Here is an 18,045-nt window from a genome sequence, read left to right on the forward strand (position 1 = left end):
AACTATAATAGATTTGCTAAAACTTTCTCATTCCTCAGTATAAGCCGTTCGTAATAAGCTGTATACCAGTCTAATTCTTCTCCCATTAGTCGACTGGACTCCAAACGTCCCGCAAAATGGTACAATGCATTGAGCAACTTCACCATCACATCATTCACTTCAAGCGGCTCTTCAAAAAGCTCCGACAACGTGGTCATAACAGCTGGATCGATATCTGGATACGTATATTTTTCTTGCTTATCTTTCCCACTAATACGATAGAATTCACGGATTAACTCCGCCCGCTTCTGTTGATCTCCATTGACCGCTAAATATATTTGGACCGCAACCCCCTTCGCCATACGACGCTGAGATATACCTGCAAATTTCTTACCATTAATGCTTAAATCATAACTTCCCGGACAATAAGACCCAACTATTTCACGCGCTTCCATCTTGTAAGCAAAGGCTGGAAACATGTGTTTAATAAGCGCGAACATCGTCTCATATCCACGGTCTATCGCAATCCCTCGCTCCACATCTGGAAAAACTAACGAAAGATTGAGCACACCAGAATCGAGTACTACTGCCAAACCACCAGAATTCCGAACAACCGCTCGATATCCTTGCTCACGAAAATAAGCAATGCCCGCTTTTAGATCAGGCAACTTCGTATCTTGAATCCCCATTGAAATCGTATCATGATGCACCCACGCTCTCGTTGTAGGAGGCGATATCTCACTCCCAACCGAGCGGCAAAGCGTATCATCCGTCGCAAACGATTGCAAGGCGTCAAAAGCAATTTGCACCATCGTTTGATCGATAAATCGCCAATTTTCTTGCTTTAATAAATCAAGTCCTTCTTTCATCTTATTGACTCCATTTCCAGTAATCTTTGTTGTTATTGTATCATCTAAATGCCTACGCGGTCACTATAAAAGTGCAATTGTTGATACAATAGCATTTCAACCGTTTTGTAGCTATTTAACATATGATTACATTTGACTATATAAATAAACTATCAGGGGTGGACTAGGGGCAAAGATGGATTATATGAAAAACACCGATCGCGTTCTGATTGGTGTTTTACTTCTATTTTTTTACCCATCATAATTCATACTTTTTTAAAATGGACCAAATATCTTTTAAAATCTTTTCTAATGGCGCATTAAGTTCCCTTCTTTTCTGAAAATCATCGTCCCAAACAAAGAAATCTGATAAACCCTCTCGCGGCGGGTAAAGGCTGCGATGTAACTTTACAACGTGCATAATCTTTGTTTTATCTCCATCAGCGCTATTATTTATATAGTCTATAATAGTCGCAATTGTTGACATTTGTGGCTTAATTTTTGCATTGCCGTATTGCTCTAAAAAAGTTAGTAGCTCCGGAAATAGTATTTTTAATTTCTTTAAATCGCGATTAGTACAAAACAATCCCTACTATTCCCCCCAAAGTGGCGATGGATAGTCTGCTTTATGTCCACCCGCTACGTCGCTTCTACTTATTTCTACTGTTAGAAATAAGTTTCTAAAGAATCTTTCTTTTGCCTCTTCGAAACTGTTAAATTCAAATGATTTTCCAATCACATAGCTTCTCTCATCTCTAGAATTGACTATAAATTTCCCATCATCCCAGAATAAATGAACAGCATATGGGGTCCTATCTTTGTCATTGAATAGCACATAACGAAGGGTTTCATAATGTTTATTTTCAATTTCCGAAATGATAATTGCTTTTAATTTACTAATACTTATACTATCTATACTCATCAAGCTACTTATCCCACAATGAACAGGAATATTCAGGCGGTTCTCCATCCCTTACTCGTCTGCGATTTGTTAAAATTCTACTCTGCATGATGCTTAAAAATTGGTCCATTGCATCAAAAGGACTTTCAAATGTATATTTCCCCATTACACTAGCACGGTCAGCTGTCATATATACTTCAAAGCAATCTTCATTTTTTTCCATTCTTAGTTGGTACTCTTCTCTCCCATTTTCTGCACCTTCAAAAATGGAATATCTCAACGTTTCATATCCTAATAGACGAATATCATCCTCTAATAGCGCTTTTACTTCATTTATATCATAATTCATTATTTGACCTCCTTTAAGAGTCCTAATTTTTCATACCAGTCTACAACTGTTCCCAATTGAATTTGAGATCCGCCGCCTGCTCCAAAAACCTCTGCAATTTTACCTTGTTGTGGACGTGCAATATCTTCAAAAGTGAATTTATAGTCTTTCATGGATTCTAAAAGCTTCCTTTGGTTTCCCATATCCAACTTACTAAAAGCCTCTTTAACATTTTCTAAATTTATGTCTTTCATAACCTTGTACTGGTAATAAGGCTTTACGCTTTCAGGATAGGGTAGGCCCCTAGTATCGTACTCTAATATTTTGCCGTTTTCAACCGGGCTTGTAAATTTACCAAATGGATCGCCATATCTGTCAATAACCTGTCCAGCTTTCAATTTCGCATCAAACGTAATAGCTTTTCCAGTGTTATCAACAACAAAACCATCTGCTTTTGGCCATTTTATATCGCCTGACTCATCTAGGTATTTAGGAGAGCGCACCAAGGCTCCCCATTTTGATTCATATGCTATTTCTCCATTTTCTAAAACGATTTTCTTAGGAGAGAAAGGCTTTACAACCGCTCCAACTTCTTCACTTATATTATTGACTTTAGAGCTAGCACTGACATCTTTCACATTTTTTATCTTGCTGAAATCGTTAATACCTTTCGTAATACCGAACATACTAGCCAAAAAGATAGTGGTACTAGCTAATCCATAGGCATCTCCCTTTTTATAGGGTTCTAGATAGCTAGACACGATACCATTCCAGAACATCCCCATTGTTCCTGATGGGTCAGTACGTAGGTTCTTCATCAGCATAGCCATGCTCTCTAAATGCTTTTCTGGATGTTTCAAACTTTCTATCGCACTTTTCCCAAACCCAAAAATAGAATCTCTCGTAGAAGCACCGATTTGTCGTACTTTATTTCGATCATAATGCCGATAATCTTCCTCAATTTTAGAGGCGTGTGCGTGATCCATTTCCATGAGGCGTCGCATATCTTGGCTAATCCGATGCATCGCTTCGCCTTCATTTTGCTGTAGTTGGGTTAATTTTCGCCTCAAATAGTCATCTAAATCTTCCATTAAACCTTGATTATGGCGCATCACCCATAATTCGTCAGGGTCATCTGGAATAGTACCTATACTTGGTTGTGGCACTCGAAAGACGTCACTTTTAGCATGGTCTAATATATCTCGTTGGGTTTCTGCTAGTTGTTGAAGCCCTCGCGCATCCACTAACATATCTCTATTGCGGTAGGTCGGACTATCTATGTCTTTCAAATCATTCACATAGTTTTCTAAATACGTAAACAGTTTTGTCACCGTTCCTTGTTGCCGAGAAATGTCGTCTCGATGGGCGCCAAATTCCATTGTCAACGCTTCAGCTAATTTCCCTTGTTGTTGAGCGATGGCATTTTGTATGTTGACTAATACACGGTCTAACGTTTTTAAGCTGGCTTTCATTTTATGGAGCGATGTCAATACATCTTCCAATTCTCCCATGTTTAGCTTGAAATCCATCAGCCTTTGCCTCCTAGCTTTGCATCCGTTTTGATAAATGCATGTACCGCCAGTTGACTATCCACAAAAGCCTGTTTTAATTTCGTCAATTGATCCGCTTTTATTTCTGTCACTAATCCCTCTTTCACCTCCATATAACGTGTCATAAAAGCCGGAGAAACTTGCTTATTTAATTTGTCCACGGTGTGTTGAATCTTTGTGGCTTCGGCTTTAAAACCTGATACTGCTTGTTCGCCCTTTTTTAATTGTTTCAAAACCCAAGCTGTGTCTATATCGATTTGCGTTGACATATCATATCTTCCTCCGTAAAGCATTCTCGGTCTGCTCACAGTGAGAAATCATGTCTTTGGCTTCCGCTTTCATTTGATTGAGCCTATGTATCATTTTTTCCTCTGCTTCATGATTTTCATCTTGAATCCCGTTTTTTCTACTCCTAATTCCATCTATGATGCTCTCTAAAGTATGTTTTCTAGCAGATATCGCATGCCGAACTTGTTCGTAATGTGGCATAGGACACTTCCTCTCGTGTTAGTATCTTCCAAAGAGTATTATAGCATACTCCCACCGCGAATTGGAGCACTCTATGCAATTTTGCATTTTAAATGAATACGCGTTTTTTCAACCCCTTACTACCATCATTTAAACAGCAAAGAACAGCAATATAAAATCCAAATTCCAGATTCTACATCACTGTTCCCACGCCTTATTACATGCTAGTCAATCGCTGTACTGCTTTTCCAATCCATTCATCTTTTGTTTCTTCTAACACGACAAAGCTATGCGGTTTATAGCGCGAAATAGTCGATAGTATCTCGTTCACACATATCTGGCCTTCAAATAAAGGAACTGGTTTCACCCCGCCGTTCTCTAGCACAAAATCCTTCAAGTGAACCGCACAGATTTTGTCTCCAAATAACTCAAAAGCCTGCTCAACCATCTTTCCTTGATTCGCATAACTCTCCGCCGTAATTAAATTAGTTGGATCTAAAATAATACCGAGAAAATCAGAATCCACTAATTCAATTAAACGCGCCGTTTTTTCTAGCGAGTGAATAGGATGATTCAGCCCAGGTTCGATACCAATCATCATACCATGCTTCTCTCCAAATGCCACCAGACGCCTAATCACCTGCACCGTTTCTTGAAAAACCTCTTCCGTAAAATTTTCTGTCGTGTAGGATATTTCGGGAAATACGCATCCGGTTTCGGTAGCAACCATTGAGGCACCAAAATATTTCGCGTTCTTCACATACGCTTCGAATTTCTGCAAAAGCCGTTCCCTTGTTGCTAAATCCGGATGAATCATATTGATATAACAACTCAGAATCGCTATGTTAACGCCACGCTCTACTAATCTTGTTTTAAAATAGTTTCCCATCCCTGGATTGATGTTAGAAGTATCCGATGGCATATTCGGAAAAGATAACCCCAGCGCCAACTGCATATTTCGAACACCTGAAAGTTGTGTTTTAATCCCTAAATCTTCAATTGAATTAATATTTGTTAAATCATGTCCACGAATGGCAATTTGCAACACAAGGAACACTCCCTCCGTATTTTTTCAACAAAATGAAACTAGTAATTCCGTCAAACAAAGGATGGTAAGTGACTGGCCATATGGCATTGCTGTCATGTCGATTTCACGATAAAAATCTAAATGATCGCCCATCCCAGTTCCCACCGATACATGCTGCACCTCTCCATTTTCATCAATCTCATTTAAGAGCCCAGCCATAGCCTTGTAAGCGACTTCCTCATATTCGGCGCTGATATAATGTTTATGCACCGCTTTTAAAATACCGTACGCAAAACCAGCTGTAGCGGACGATTCAAGATAGGAATCCTTGTCATTAATGAGCGTATGCCAAAGTCCCGATTCATGCTGATACTTTTTCAATGAAGCTACTTGAGCGTTTAGCGTATGAATCAGGAAAATTCGCAACTCGTCGTTCTCCGCCAATTCAAGAATCTCGATAATCTCCGGAATGGCAATCGTAATCCAACAATTCCCCCGAGCCCACAGCGCCTCAGCATAGTTATGATTTCCTTCAAATGTCCAGCCGTGATACCATAATCCTGTTTTACGATCCTGCAAATACTTCACATGAATCAAAAATTGGTATCTCGCTTCTTCTATATATTCGGGGCGATTCAGGAGCTTTCCAATCTTAGCTAAAGGCAGAACCGTCATCATCAACGTGTCATCCCATAGCTGATTTTTATTTTCAGGGCCATATGTCGCATGCTGCAAACCATCTTCTTCCGTTCTCGGCATGTCGTGCATCACCCACTCTGCCCACTGTTCTAAATAAGGAATATACTTCGAATCGCCAGTATCCTCATAAAGATACGCCATGGTGAGTAGCGGCGCCATCGTGTTCACATTTTTGGGCGGCGCTCCCTCCTTCATCCGGTTTTCGATCCAGTCCTGAACTACCTGCAACGCCTTATCATTCTTCGTAATTCGGTAATTTTTATAGATGCCAAACAAACCAACGCCCTGTGGCCAATTCCAGACAGACCAGCTTTTATCGTCCACTTTCAATCCGTCAAAATCGAGTAGAAACGCACCTTGATCATCGCGAATCGTCGTCAAATTCTCGATTAGCAAATCAATTTTTTCCTCTACAACTTCTTTTTCAATGAATAATTCTCGTTTAATAATCATACTAGTATCCTCATCTCTATATGCATTAATAAAAACCGTTGATATTCTTGTTAATCGCAAGCATCATTTTCTTAAAATCACTATCATTATTCAGCTTGAACTGGCTTGCTTCTAACTGATTAAATTGATTGACCAGCAGATACGACTGCAAGTATAGTGACAAGCTTTCTTTAGCCACTCTTTCCTTATCTGGCCCCTCAATTTGGTGATTTTGTAACACAGCATAGGCGAATTTTTCTGGATCAATCTTGATTTTTTCTGGCATTTTGTTTACTCCTTTTCTGGTTATTATTGTTTGTTAATTTTTCTAAGTGCAGCTCCAACTTCTAGCGTCTTCACTCGGGTTAAGGGATAAGCGAATAATAAGACAATTGCTGAAACGAACAGACAGACTGCTGGTAGTAAATTGGCGAGCGCATAAATTCTATTCTCCACAACTAGCGTTTGGATTGCGCCACCTGTTGTCGAAGATTGGTAGCCAATGAGGGTCAGCATAATTCCTCCGATTAAACCGGCACACGCCTGACCAAATTTTCGAGCAAAAGAGTTCACGCCGTATACCGTTCCATCTTCACGCAAGCCTGTAATGTATTGATGGTAATCGATGACGTCTGTAATAAACGCCCAAACCATTAAGTTGAACAGGCCAGTTCCAAGCGTGGCAACGAAAAGTAATACGAGATATACCCAAGGATTTTCAATATGCATAAAGTACATGGCGAGGTATAGCACCGAAGAAACTAGCAATGCGAATACACTCGCTTCTTTCTTACCAAACCGCTTCGTTAAACGTGTAGCAAAAGGTGCTAAGACAATAACTGTTCCATACGTGAATAACAGAGCAAATGACATGGCTTGTTTATTATGGAAATAGTCATTAAATAGATAAGTCGTATTCGTTCCTGCAAGAATCTGGTTAATAACGATAAAAATGTCGACAATAACTAAAACGACAAGCGCACGATTTGCTAGTAGCCCTTTTATCAGCACTTTTGCTTTTACAGGTTCGTGTTTTTCAACTTGAACTCGCTCTGTTGTCAGACGATACGATATATTATAGCCAACAAACGCGATTCCTGCACAAATAATCGCGATGATAAAAAAGCGCATTCCAGAAACCACTTGCTGACCGTTTGCTAACGTCACATACATAAAAATAGGAATCAAGAAACCCGTTGTTCCGCCACCAATAGCTGAGCCGATACTGCGGAATGTCGAGAGTGATACCCGATCATCTGGATTCGAACTAATCGCCGATGCCATCGATCCGTATGGAATATTAATTGCCGACAAAAGAATGCCAAAAAGAATGTAGGTGGCAAACACATAGCCCAATTTTAGTCCCATCGGAAAGTAGTTTACAAAGGGCAAAAATAGCACAATCGTAATTAAACAAAATGGATATTTCATTCTGCGTATCCACGGTCGAAATCTGCCTTCTTTCGTTAATTTACTGATATCGCATAGGCGGCCAATCGTCACATCTGCAAATGCATCAAGAATCCGAGCTCCAAAAAACAGCATACCAACGACTGCACCGGCAATTCCCAACACGTTTGTATAGTAAATCAGTAAAAAACTATTGACTAATCCTAAAATAAAAGTGTTAGCCAAATCGCCAAACATATAACCAACTCTATCTCTTACTCCAAAAGGCAATTTCTTGCTAGATTCTTCATACGCCTTACCTGCTAATTCTATTTTTGATTCTAAATTTGATTCTTCCATCATTTTCATCTCCTGATCGATACGAATTTTTCTTGATAGATTAATTGTCGAACTCAAATTTTTGATAGAAAGATTTATCTTATCCTCATCGATGTAAGGGCTTACTTTTTACAAATCTATTATTGTATAGTAAAATTCTCTACGTATGCTTTAAAATAGGGTGTACGTGGAATGCTGAATAGACGATACGTTCATGTACACAGCGATTTTCGAGGGGCAATCTCGAATGATTCTCGCTATGTGCATGAATCGTCGCTCAGCATTTTTTATTTAATTCGGTTGCTTGCCGATATAAGCTAAAATACCGCCGTCTACGTAAAGTATGTGTCCATTTATAAAATTAGACGCGTCAGATGCTAGGAAAACGGACGGTCCTGCGAGATCGATGGCTTCCCCCCACCTCGCTGCCGGTGTTTTGGCAATGATGAACTGGTCAAATGGGTGCCTCGAACCATCTGCTTGTGTTTCTCTTAGCGGTGCGGTTTGCGGAGTCGCGATATAGCCAGGGCCAAGACCGTTACATTGGATATTGTGCTCCCCGTACTCTGAGGCAATATTTTTAGTTAGCATTTTCAGTCCGCCTTTTGCAGCGGCGTAAGCACTTACTGTTTCACGGCCTAATTCGCTCATCATCGAACAAATATTAATAATTTTTCCGCCGCCTTTTTGGATCATCGCTGGAATGACTGCCTTTGCCATAATGAATGGTGCATTTAAATCGATATCAATCACTTCGCGGAACGCATCTACCGACATTTCTGTCATCGGCACGCGCTTGATAATTCCAGCATTGTTTACCAAAATATCAATGACGCCAACCTCTTTCTCGATTTGCTTCACCATGCGCTGTACAGCTTCTTCATCCGTCACATCGCAAACGTAGCCTACCGCATCAATTCCAGCTTTTTTGTAACCCTCTAAACCAGCCTCTACACTATCCTGATTCAGGCTATTAAAAACAATCTTTGCTCCCGCCGCAGCGAGCCCACTTGCAATCGCAAAACCAATACCATAAATCGCCCCAGTTACCAGCGCAACTTTTCCATCTAAGCGAAATTGTTCCATCTCAAAATTCATCATTTGACTCCTCCTATCTCGCTCATTTCAATTGATCCATGGAGACCATATCCATATCCGTATATGTAATATTCTCGCCGCACATAGACCAAATAAACGTGTAGTTACTCGTTCCTACACCAGAATGAATCGACCAACTTGGTGAAATAATTGCTTGCTCATTACTAACCACTAGATGCTTGGTCTCGTCTGGCGTTCCCATCATGTGAAATGCACGAGTATCCGCTTCCATATCAAAATATACATACGCTTCCATACGTCGTTCATGCGTATGACAAGGCATCGTATTCCAAGCACTTCCAGGCGCTAGCACCGTATATCCCATCTGCAATTGGCAACTTTCGCATACGTTCGGGTGCACATACTGATAAATTTTCCTTTTGTTCAATGTCAGCGAATCTCCTGTTTCCATCGGCTTAATGCTGTCAATCGCAATCTTCACGTTCGGATATTTATGATGGGCAGGTACACAACTGATATAAAATTTAGCCGGGTTCGCTTGATCCACGCTTGAAAAAACGACGTGTCGAGTCTCCTTCCCAATATAATAACCATCCTGATTCTCCATACTTTCTTTTTCACCATCAATTTCAATAAATCCAGGCCCACCAATGTTAATAACACCTAATTCGCGGCGCTCAAGAAAATAATCCACGCCAAGCTCTTTATCTAGTTTAATCTCGAGCGGCGTCTCAGCTGGCGTCACTCCACCAAAAATCATGCGATCATTATGTGTGTAGATCAAATGAATATTCCCCGGTTCAAACACCTGCTCCATTAAAAATTCTTTCCGTAACTGCTCTGTCGAATAGTGCCGAATATCCTCCGGGCTGTGCGTATAACGATTCTCCATTTTTTGCATAAAATCCAACTCCTATCTCATTATTTTTCCAGACTCCGCTGTCATAAATTCATGTACCTCTTGTTCACTAAACTGATTACAATCACCATAAATTGTATGCTTCAAAACTGCCGCCGCTGTTGCAAAATCAATAATCTCTTGTGGCGTTTTCTGCTCTATAATGCCATGTAACACGCCCCCTGAGAATGCATCACCTCCACCAATACGATCCACAATCGATCTTATTTCATATTTTTTTGACTCGTAATATTGCCCATTTTGCCAGTAAGCACCCGTTATTTTATTAAAGCTCGCAGATAGGACTTCCCGTTTTGTCGCATATAAGACTTGAATATTCGGATATCGTTTTTGTATTTCGGAATAATAGTGAGCAAGCTCCTCCTCACCTCCTTGATATGGCGGAATTCCCAACAAATAAAGCGCATCCAATTTACCCAAAGAACAATAATCAACTAATGGTAAAATCTCTGTCAACATCTCACTTGCCTCTTCTTGCGTCCACAGCTTCGCGCGATAGTTAACATCAAAACTGATTTTACATCCTGCCTTTTTGGCTTGTTGCAAAAGCTCGCAAGTTAAGTTCCGCCAATTAGAAGACAAAGCTGGCGTAATTCCAGAAATATGAAAAAGCTCGATGTCTTTAAAAAGCTGGGCACTATCCCACTCATTTTCAATTATCCTAGCAAATGAGGAATACGCGCGATCATATATGACTTTTGCGCCTCTTTCCCCAACGCCGCCCTCTACGTAATACGTTCCTAATCGCTCTCCTCCACGCAAAAGCGCATCTGTTTTCACCTTGAAATGTTGCAAATGGTTTTTAAATCCGTCACCTAAACTATTGTTGGGGACTTTACTTGCAAAAAAAGTATCATGTCCATAGTTAGCTAGCGATATCGCCACATTCGCCTCGCCGCCGCCATAGTGAAGCGAAACAGTTTCTGTATTGGATAAACGTGTACCTGTCGTTGTTGAAAAGCGAAGCATCCCCTCGCCCAACGTTAGAACTTTTCCCATAACTATTCTCCTTTAATTTGCTGATACTTTGCCATGTAAATCGACGCCATTTTCGTAACTTCGGCAAAATTATTTGTTTTGGCTGAGGCTAATAGATTGCCGCCTACACCAACCGCAACAGCACCTGCTTCAAACCAATCCGCCATATTTTCTACATCAACCCCACCTGTTGGCATCATATTTAAATGCGGAATTGGTGCTTTGAAGGCTTTGATAATAGCTGGGCCGTAAAGGTTTCCTGGGAATAGCTTGATAATATCCACGCCAGCCTTTAAAGCAATTCTAGCCTCACTAATGGTCATACACCCTGGTAAATATGGAATTTGATATAAATTACAAACTTCAGCCGTGTCCAAATCAAATGTCGGACTAACAATGAACTGGGCACCTGCCAAAATAGCAAGCCGCGCTGTGAACGCTTCCAAAACAGTCCCGGCACCAATGATTATTTCTGGATTATCCTGATACTTATTTCTCAGTTCTCGGATAGCTTGATCCGCATCTGGAACGGTAAATGTTAACTCGATTCCTTTCATTCCTCCTGCAATGACAGCCTCACTCGCTTTTATTGCACCCACTTTCGTATCGTGTCTTATAACTGCGATAACCCCTGCCAATTGCAATGATTTTAAAAAATGTAGCTTTTGCATGCCAATCCCTCCGATTTCCTATATAGAAACTATCATTTCCTATACGTAAAATATGTGTTTATTATATACAGATTTAAATGAAAAAGCAAGCCCTTCTGTTGAAGAACTTGGACAGATTATTATTTATACGGGCTATCGAATTAACTGCTGACCACATTATATACAAAAAAAACACCCCATTTTATTTTTTTGGGGAGCTTCTTAAAAATCTATAAAACAGCTTCAATTTCTTGTTTTGCACGTATAATTGCTGTTGTAATTTCTTTTTTATAGGAATCTGTGATGCGATATTTGGGAACACTAATACTAAATGCCCCAATAATTTCTTGCTCTTTTATCAATGCTACACCTACACAGATGATGTCGTTCTCTACCTCCTCATTATCATAGGCGATGTTTGTTTCACGTACCTCTTCAATTTCCTTCTCTATTTCAGCTGTATCCGTGAGTGTATGTATTGTATATTTCATCAAATCCGTTGTCCTCAAATATTTCTGATACGCTTCTATACTAAATTTGGCCAATACTGCCTTGCCCATCGCTGAACAATAAAGAGGTCTTGTAATCCCAATCTTAGATGACATTCGGATCACCTGATTTTTAGGATCTAATTTGTTAATATACAAAATCTCGTTCATATTTAAAACACCTAGATGTATCGTTTCATCAATTTGATTTTGTAATTTTTCCAGATAGGGAAGCGTTGTTGCCACTAATTCCGCTTGTTTACTATCTTGGTTCGAATACTTCATAAATTTAGCACCAATCCGATAATTTTTTCTATCATCACGGCTAACATAGGACACAAGTAAAAGCGTATCTAAAATTTTCAGTACGGTTGAATTCGTCATTTTCAGCCCATCCGATATTTCTTTCAAAGAACTGTTTGGATGTTCGAATAAAAAATCTAGAATATCAACGGCTTTCAGCAGAACCGATCCATATGGTTTTTGATTCGTCATTGTTCCCCCTCATTCCTTCCTTTTAAAATTATATTTACATCTGTGAGCATCTCTTATTTCACACGACGCTTTTTACTTGTCAAAATCAATTTGGCTACTAGTGCAGCTACAGCTAACTTCCCTACATTATTCCAACTTTTCTTTTTCACGATAACCGCCCCCTCTATACTAGTGTAAGTTTTTTTCAAGCATTGCACAAATGAAGCCACTTATTTTTTGTGTTTTATTTGTCGAATGCCATAAAAAAAGCCTGAACACATAGCTCAGGCAAAATTTAAAACCTAGGGAGTTTTAAATGAGTATATAGTTTAAAGCAATTTTACCATTCGTAGCGATCGTTCTTGCTTGCGTTACGACGGTGACAGTTACGCGGGTTGCCCCAAATGCGATATAGCAGATACACAACAAGCGCTAAGCCTAGAAGTGGGAATAGGAAGTGCATCGTGATACCAATAACTTTGAATAGGATATTAAGCCCAATAATAGCTAGAATAACAGTGAATAAGTATTTGAAAAAATTGTTCATTTTAATAACCTCCAAATTTTATTATATCAACTTTTAACGTTAGCATGATTAAAATCTATGTGAAATCGCTTAAGTGCCACGATTAGTTTTTAACGTCTAGAATTTGAGCTGTTGATGGCTCGGCTGGAATGATGGTATGTAGTTTTACCGTTTTCGCTGGTACGATAATTGGCTGTGTCTGTGTTCCAACTAGCAACATAATCATTAATGCTGACATTAGACCGAAAATCCCATTTTTCACGTCGTTCACGCCCTTTTGTTTGGTTGATAGGTTTATTATAGCTGGATTTATTTTTTAAAACGATAGGCTCTGGGCTGAAAATTCGTACGCCCCAAGTCGGATTTGTTGGGAGCCTTTGAAATGAAATGAATTAGGCTCCCAATATGCATGCGAACGAAGTGAGCAGGTAATCCTTCGTGAGCCTTTGAAATGAAATGAATTAGGCTCCCAATATGCATGCGAACGAAGTGAGCAGGTAATCCTTCGTGAGCCTTCGAGGACGCCACTCCAAACATAAAACCAACCTCCCAAACCCAACTCCTTTCATCGCACCCATAGTCCAAACCATCTTCCCCTTGGAACCCCACCCCATTTAATGCTATGATAAAGAACATATCAAACACTTGGAGGGAACAAAATGCTAGAACAAAATCAACCGCGGATTTGGACAATTATTTGGGTTTTCGGTGTTTATTTATTACTATCGCTTATATTCCAGATTGCGAGCATTGTTTGGGATGTGTTTGCTGGGAATGACGCTTTGGATATGGTCGTCACGTGGCACAGTGAACTGCTCAGTTTAGCCGCGATGCTCATTGCATTAATATTTGCGAGATGGCAACGCATTCGTTTTTTCAGTCGTGCTCGAATTAGTTGGAAAGGATTTCTGTTCGCAGCTGTTGTGATGCTTGCCGCGATTGGTATTAGTTCCCTTGTGGATTATCTCGGTCAGAATTTCTCTTCCTATACGAATACGCAAAACGAGATTCTATTGGAGGATGTTTATTCGCACGCTTCTTGGTTGCTTAGTTTTATGTCAATTGTTATTATTGCGCCATTTGTGGAGGAAATTATTTTCCGCGGATTTCTGATGCAGCAACTTTTCCGAAATCGGCTATGGCTGGGTTGGATTGTTAGTAGCTTGCTTTTCTGCGCGGCGCATGTCCCGACAGATTTCGTTAGTTTTCTGCTTTATTTGATTCCAGGCATTGCGCTTGGTGGGATTTTATACAAAACAAAACGGCTTGAGCTAACGATTTTTGCTCATTTTTTGAATAATTTTATTGCGTTTATTTGGACGTGAAAAAGCAGCGATTCTGGACTCGAATCGCTGCTTTTCTCTATATTAAATAACTAATGTGATAACGCGGTCTCCTGGTTTTACGGTTTCTTCATCGACTACCATAACGTCTAAATATTGATTCGTGTTTGTTACGATAATTGGTGTCGTGATGTCGTAGCCTTCACTTCTGATGCCATCAATGTCGAACTCTGTCAGTAATTGACCGGCTGTGATTTTATCGCCTTGTTTTGCGTGAACGGTGAAGTATTTTCCTTCTAATTGAACTGTGTCCATTCCGATATGCATTAGGATTTCAGCACCTGAATCGGTTGTGATTCCTACTGCATGACCTGTTGGAAACACCATTGTTACGGTTCCATTTGCTGGTGAATATAGTTTGCCTTCTGTTGGTACAATTCCCAAGCCTTTGCCGAGTGCGCCGGATGAGAATGCTTCGTCTTTAACGTTTACAAGCGGGATAAGTTCACCTGCAAGTGGAGATACTAAAACTTCTTGTTCGATTAGTGTTTCGCTTTGTGTTACGACTGGCGTTACCGATGCCGCTGTTTCTACTGGGTCTTTGAAACCGAAGATATATGTCAAAATTAAGCCTACAAGGAAGCTGACAATCATAGCTACAATAATCATATAGAAGGCTGAATCAATGGCACTTCCTGGTTTGATAAAGTTGGGAAGACCGAAGATTCCAAGTCCGCCCATAATGTATCCTTGTGCGCCAGACCAACCGATGATTCCACCGCCGACTGCACCACCGATACAACTCATGATAAATGGTTTTTTAAGTGGTAATGTAATACCATAAATCGCGGGCTCAGTGACACCGAAGATTCCTGAGATAAATGCTGGATAACCCAATGTTTTGATTTTTTGATTTTTCGTTTTCAATATAACAGCTAGGACAGCACCGATTTGTGCGAAAGATGCGCCAAATGTCATTGCTAAAACTGGATCTGCTCCAAGTGTTGTCAAGTTGTTGATTGCAACTGGGATGAGGCCCCAGTGAAGTCCAAAGATAACGAATACTTGCCAGAACCCACCAAGTAAAAGACCTGCAATAATTGGACTTAAATTGTAAACCCATAGTGTTCCTTGACCTAGTAAGTCGCCTGCCCATACTGCAATTGGACCGATGACGATGAATGTTAGTGGAACAACGATTAGTAATGTAAAGAATGGCACTAAGAAAGTTTTGACTACATCTGGAATGATATTTTTGAGTCCTTTTTCAACTTTTGAAGCGAAGAATGTTGCTAAAATAATTGGAATAACGGATGATGCGTAACTCATTAGAATGACTGGTATTCCAAGGAATGTAACGTGAATTGGTGATTCAAAAAGCGTTCCTGCAAATAATGTGTACAAGGGTTTTCCGGCTGTTAATCCTGATATTGCTGGATAGACGAGCGCGCCACCAATGGCCATCCCGACGAATATGTTACCGCCGAATTTCTTGATGGCTGTGTAACCAAGGAAAATTGGGAAGAAGTAGAAGAGTGCGTCCCCAATCGCGTACAAGATTTGGTAGGTTCCTGATGTTTGTGTCACCCAGCCGAACGCTAGGAACATCGATGCGAAACCTTTAATCATACCGGTTGCGGCTAAAACGCCTAGAACTGGTGTAAATACGCCTGAAATCATGTCGATAAATTTATTGAAAAGGTTGCCGCCGCCGTCATTGGCTGATCCTTCTGCGCCTTCTGCAGAGATCCCGCCAACAGCAAGTACTGCCGCATATACGTCTGGAACATGGTTTCCGATAACAACTTGATATTGGCCGCCGCTTCTAAGTACGGAGATGACGCCATCCATTTTTTCTAATTCTTCTGTTTTCGCAATACTCTCATCTTTCAGTTTAAAACGCAATCGCGTGATACAATGGAATACACTATTGATGTTGTCTGTTCCGCCGACTTTTTCGAGAATGTCTTTAGCAAGTTGTTCATATTTCATAATATAAACCTTCCTTCTTACCTTATTTTTGCACAAAGAAAAACCCAAACCGTTTCATGGGAGAATACATGCGTATCCCACGAATCAGCTTAGGTAATGCCCGTAGATTGGTAACAATCCTTTGCGATGTCTATAATATATCACAGGTTGAAAACGATTACAAGTAGTTTTTTAAAATTTTTATTTTTTATTTATCGCTTCAAAATTTGTGCGTTTATTTGATTTGATAGATAATTGTGGAATTATTTATATAGTTTCCTTTTAGTTCTGATATTTGTAATTTGATTTGGTTACCGCGAACGAGTTTGATTGGAATACTGAAGTTTGTTGCATTACTTTTGATTAGTTTTTGTTCGGATGTTAGTGCTTTGCCTGCTAGATTTGTGATTCGGATGTATTTTGTTTTTGTTTCATCGGCGTTCCAGATGACTGTTCCTCTTATTGCTTTATTCGAGTAAATAACGGATTTCAGCGTTGTGCCAATGTAATTTCTAGCTGTTTGATGGAGTTTACCGTTATTTTTGTTGTTATTTAGAAATAGGAGTTGCAGAGCGTCCTTTTTACTTGTGGAAGAACCATCGACCATACTTCCTAGATTGGTACTGCAAATAGTATTGTTAGAAGCGCTGTATCACTTATTCCTGCAAAAATTCGGATAGGATAATCGATGTTTCTGGATGTGAAGCTGTTGCCTGTGAGGACGATTGCTTTGGGTCTGGTCAGGGTATTGCTTTTACGCATATTGGTTGTGAAAAATGCGAATGTGTCTGGGCTATCAATATTAATTGTGTTGCCTTGATATAAGGCGTATTGGGCACCGCTTGCTCGGAGCGCCGTATATCTCGTATAATTTGGAACCGTTTTGAGACGCCATTTTTTTGCGATCAGTGGATTATTAGGGTTTACCTTATTTGCCCCAGCGGATAGATTGATTAGATTATTTTTTACAGTGATGTACTGGTTTGCTGGACCGTAGCTGTCGATTGCTGCATCTTGCATGCTGTCTAAGGTTTCACCGCTTTTTTTAACGGCATCGTAGTGGTAACTGCCATAACGCTGCATCCAATCGATGACTTGATTGTTGGAAATAGTGATACCGCTGTTTCCATAATACATCACAATGCCGATTCTACCAAGGTTTTTCAGACGATTATTTGCGAGAGTGACATTATCTGAATAGGTTAGCGAAATACCGCTTTGTAGACCTGAATTTAAGAGTTGCGTCTTTTGAATGCTGATATTTTTTGCTTTGGCGATGTTGATAATACTCGTACCAACATTGTTCGCGTTGAATGTCATATTGGAAATTTTGATATTTGTTTTTAACGCTTTCTTGGTGGCGGCTTTGTATCCTGCCGAGGTCTCTGTTTTTGTAATCATCCCAATATTCAGGAGATTATCTTGATAAAAGTTAGTTGGATTCAATAGATAGTTGAATTTAGATAGCGTGGGATTATATTGCAGTGTAAAATTTTGAAGAGTTATATCTGTAGCAGATTCTTGACTTATTTGTGTAGAATCTGTGGTCATCAGGGCATTGTTAGCGTTGTCGGAGATGTGGTTGGGCCGGTTAGGAAAATATGCGATTTCTGGTGTTGTGCCTTTTGTTAATGGTACAATTTCAGCCTTAGCTATTTGGGGAATAAGGAAGAGTAGAACTAGGCTAAAAATAATTCCTGCGCTATACGTGATGGTTTGCTTCATGTGAACCACCTC

22 protein-coding genes are annotated in these 18,045 nt (G+C 40.0%); 1 reads left to right on the forward strand and 21 read right to left on the reverse strand.

Features of this window, described 5'->3' with window-relative positions; all coding sequences use genetic code 11:
• Nucleotides 1-2: 2 nt before the first annotated feature.
• From lipL to HCJ66_RS16305, 18 genes are all read right to left on the reverse strand, one after another.
• Entirely contained in the window at nt 3-848 is an 846-nt protein-coding gene (gene lipL, locus HCJ66_RS04035) for a lipoyl-[GcvH]:protein N-lipoyltransferase (RefSeq protein WP_187132006.1), read from the reverse strand.
• Between the two features lie 238 nt (nt 849-1,086).
• Nucleotides 1,087-1,413 carry a hypothetical protein gene (locus tag HCJ66_RS04040; protein ID WP_187132007.1) on the reverse strand — a complete coding sequence of 109 codons (327 nt, stop codon included), beginning with the start codon at nt 1,411-1,413 and terminating at the stop codon, nt 1,087-1,089.
• A gap of 6 nt (nt 1,414-1,419) precedes the next feature.
• The gene (locus HCJ66_RS04045; RefSeq protein ID WP_187132008.1) at nt 1,420-1,749 is read right to left on the reverse strand and encodes an Imm59 family immunity protein; all 330 of its coding nucleotides are present in this window, start codon (nt 1,747-1,749) and stop codon (nt 1,420-1,422) included.
• Between the two features lie 4 nt (nt 1,750-1,753).
• A complete protein-coding gene (locus HCJ66_RS04050; RefSeq protein WP_187132009.1) occupies nt 1,754-2,077 on the reverse strand; it encodes an Imm59 family immunity protein in 324 nt (107 codons plus the stop codon).
• The gene (locus HCJ66_RS16085; RefSeq protein WP_246438550.1) at nt 2,077-3,585 is read right to left on the reverse strand and encodes a TNT domain-containing protein; all 1,509 of its coding nucleotides are present in this window, start codon (nt 3,583-3,585) and stop codon (nt 2,077-2,079) included. Before HCJ66_RS16085 ends, HCJ66_RS04050 begins: the two co-directional genes overlap by 1 nt.
• A complete protein-coding gene (locus HCJ66_RS04060; protein WP_187132010.1) occupies nt 3,585-3,875 on the reverse strand; it encodes a hypothetical protein in 291 nt (96 codons plus the stop codon). The genes HCJ66_RS16085 and HCJ66_RS04060 overlap by 1 nt, the downstream gene beginning before the upstream one ends.
• 1 nt (nt 3,876) lies before the next feature.
• Nucleotides 3,877-4,095, reverse strand: a complete 219-nt coding sequence (locus tag HCJ66_RS04065; protein ID WP_187132011.1) for a hypothetical protein — start codon at nt 4,093-4,095, stop codon at nt 3,877-3,879.
• 196 nt (nt 4,096-4,291) lie between these two features.
• Complete coding sequence (locus HCJ66_RS04070) at nt 4,292-5,122, reverse strand: TIM barrel protein (RefSeq protein WP_187132012.1); 831 nt, start codon at nt 5,120-5,122, stop codon at nt 4,292-4,294.
• 24 nt (nt 5,123-5,146) lie between these two features.
• Nucleotides 5,147-6,253 carry a beta-galactosidase BglB gene (gene bglB / locus HCJ66_RS04075; RefSeq protein WP_187132013.1) on the reverse strand — a complete coding sequence of 369 codons (1,107 nt, stop codon included), beginning with the start codon at nt 6,251-6,253 and terminating at the stop codon, nt 5,147-5,149.
• A 25-nt stretch (nt 6,254-6,278) separates the two neighbouring features.
• The gene (locus tag HCJ66_RS04080; protein ID WP_187132014.1) at nt 6,279-6,518 is read right to left on the reverse strand and encodes a hypothetical protein; all 240 of its coding nucleotides are present in this window, start codon (nt 6,516-6,518) and stop codon (nt 6,279-6,281) included.
• A 23-nt stretch (nt 6,519-6,541) separates the two neighbouring features.
• Nucleotides 6,542-7,984 (reverse strand): MFS transporter, encoded by a 1,443-nt coding sequence (locus HCJ66_RS04085; protein WP_246438552.1) that lies wholly within the window; start codon nt 7,982-7,984, stop codon nt 6,542-6,544.
• A gap of 267 nt (nt 7,985-8,251) precedes the next feature.
• Nucleotides 8,252-9,061, reverse strand: a complete 810-nt coding sequence (locus HCJ66_RS04090) for a gluconate 5-dehydrogenase (RefSeq protein ID WP_222717405.1) — start codon at nt 9,059-9,061, stop codon at nt 8,252-8,254.
• Nucleotides 9,062-9,080: 19 nt separating this feature from the next.
• On the reverse strand, nt 9,081-9,911 hold the full coding sequence (kduI, locus tag HCJ66_RS04095) for a 5-dehydro-4-deoxy-D-glucuronate isomerase (protein WP_222717408.1): 831 nt from the start codon (nt 9,909-9,911) through the stop codon (nt 9,081-9,083).
• 21 nt (nt 9,912-9,932) lie between these two features.
• Nucleotides 9,933-10,937: a sugar kinase gene (locus tag HCJ66_RS04100; protein WP_187132016.1), complete on the reverse strand. Its 1,005-nt coding sequence runs from the start codon at nt 10,935-10,937 to the stop codon at nt 9,933-9,935.
• 2 nt (nt 10,938-10,939) lie between these two features.
• Entirely contained in the window at nt 10,940-11,587 is a 648-nt protein-coding gene (locus tag HCJ66_RS04105) for a bifunctional 2-keto-4-hydroxyglutarate aldolase/2-keto-3-deoxy-6-phosphogluconate aldolase (protein ID WP_187132017.1), read from the reverse strand.
• Nucleotides 11,588-11,796: 209 nt separating this feature from the next.
• Nucleotides 11,797-12,549, reverse strand: coding sequence for an IclR family transcriptional regulator (locus HCJ66_RS04110; RefSeq protein WP_187132018.1), 753 nt, complete (start codon nt 12,547-12,549; stop codon nt 11,797-11,799).
• Between the two features lie 319 nt (nt 12,550-12,868).
• Nucleotides 12,869-13,075 (reverse strand): hypothetical protein, encoded by a 207-nt coding sequence (locus HCJ66_RS04115; RefSeq protein WP_181676378.1) that lies wholly within the window; start codon nt 13,073-13,075, stop codon nt 12,869-12,871.
• 82 nt (nt 13,076-13,157) lie between these two features.
• Complete coding sequence (locus HCJ66_RS16305) at nt 13,158-13,292, reverse strand: hypothetical protein (RefSeq protein ID WP_281384385.1); 135 nt, start codon at nt 13,290-13,292, stop codon at nt 13,158-13,160.
• A gap of 421 nt (nt 13,293-13,713) precedes the next feature.
• Here HCJ66_RS16305 and HCJ66_RS04125 point away from each other — a divergent pair, with 421 nt between their 5' ends.
• Entirely contained in the window at nt 13,714-14,379 is a 666-nt protein-coding gene (locus HCJ66_RS04125; protein ID WP_187132020.1) for a CPBP family intramembrane glutamic endopeptidase, read from the forward strand.
• 42 nt (nt 14,380-14,421) lie between these two features.
• On the opposite strand, the gene HCJ66_RS04130 is transcribed toward HCJ66_RS04125, so the two are convergent.
• The 3 genes from HCJ66_RS04130 to HCJ66_RS04140 form a co-directional block, all read right to left on the reverse strand.
• Nucleotides 14,422-16,329: a beta-glucoside-specific PTS transporter subunit IIABC gene (locus tag HCJ66_RS04130; protein ID WP_187132021.1), complete on the reverse strand. Its 1,908-nt coding sequence runs from the start codon at nt 16,327-16,329 to the stop codon at nt 14,422-14,424.
• 214 nt (nt 16,330-16,543) lie between these two features.
• Entirely contained in the window at nt 16,544-16,915 is a 372-nt protein-coding gene (locus HCJ66_RS04135) for a hypothetical protein (RefSeq protein WP_187132022.1), read from the reverse strand.
• A gap of 5 nt (nt 16,916-16,920) precedes the next feature.
• The gene (locus HCJ66_RS04140; protein ID WP_187132023.1) at nt 16,921-18,033 is read right to left on the reverse strand and encodes a right-handed parallel beta-helix repeat-containing protein; all 1,113 of its coding nucleotides are present in this window, start codon (nt 18,031-18,033) and stop codon (nt 16,921-16,923) included.
• Between the last annotated feature and the right edge of the window lie 12 nt (nt 18,034-18,045).

Origin of the sequence: Paenilisteria portnoyi (genome assembly GCF_014322795.1) — a bacterium.
Taxonomy (GTDB): Bacteria; Bacillota; Bacilli; order Lactobacillales; family Listeriaceae; genus Listeria_A; species Listeria_A portnoyi.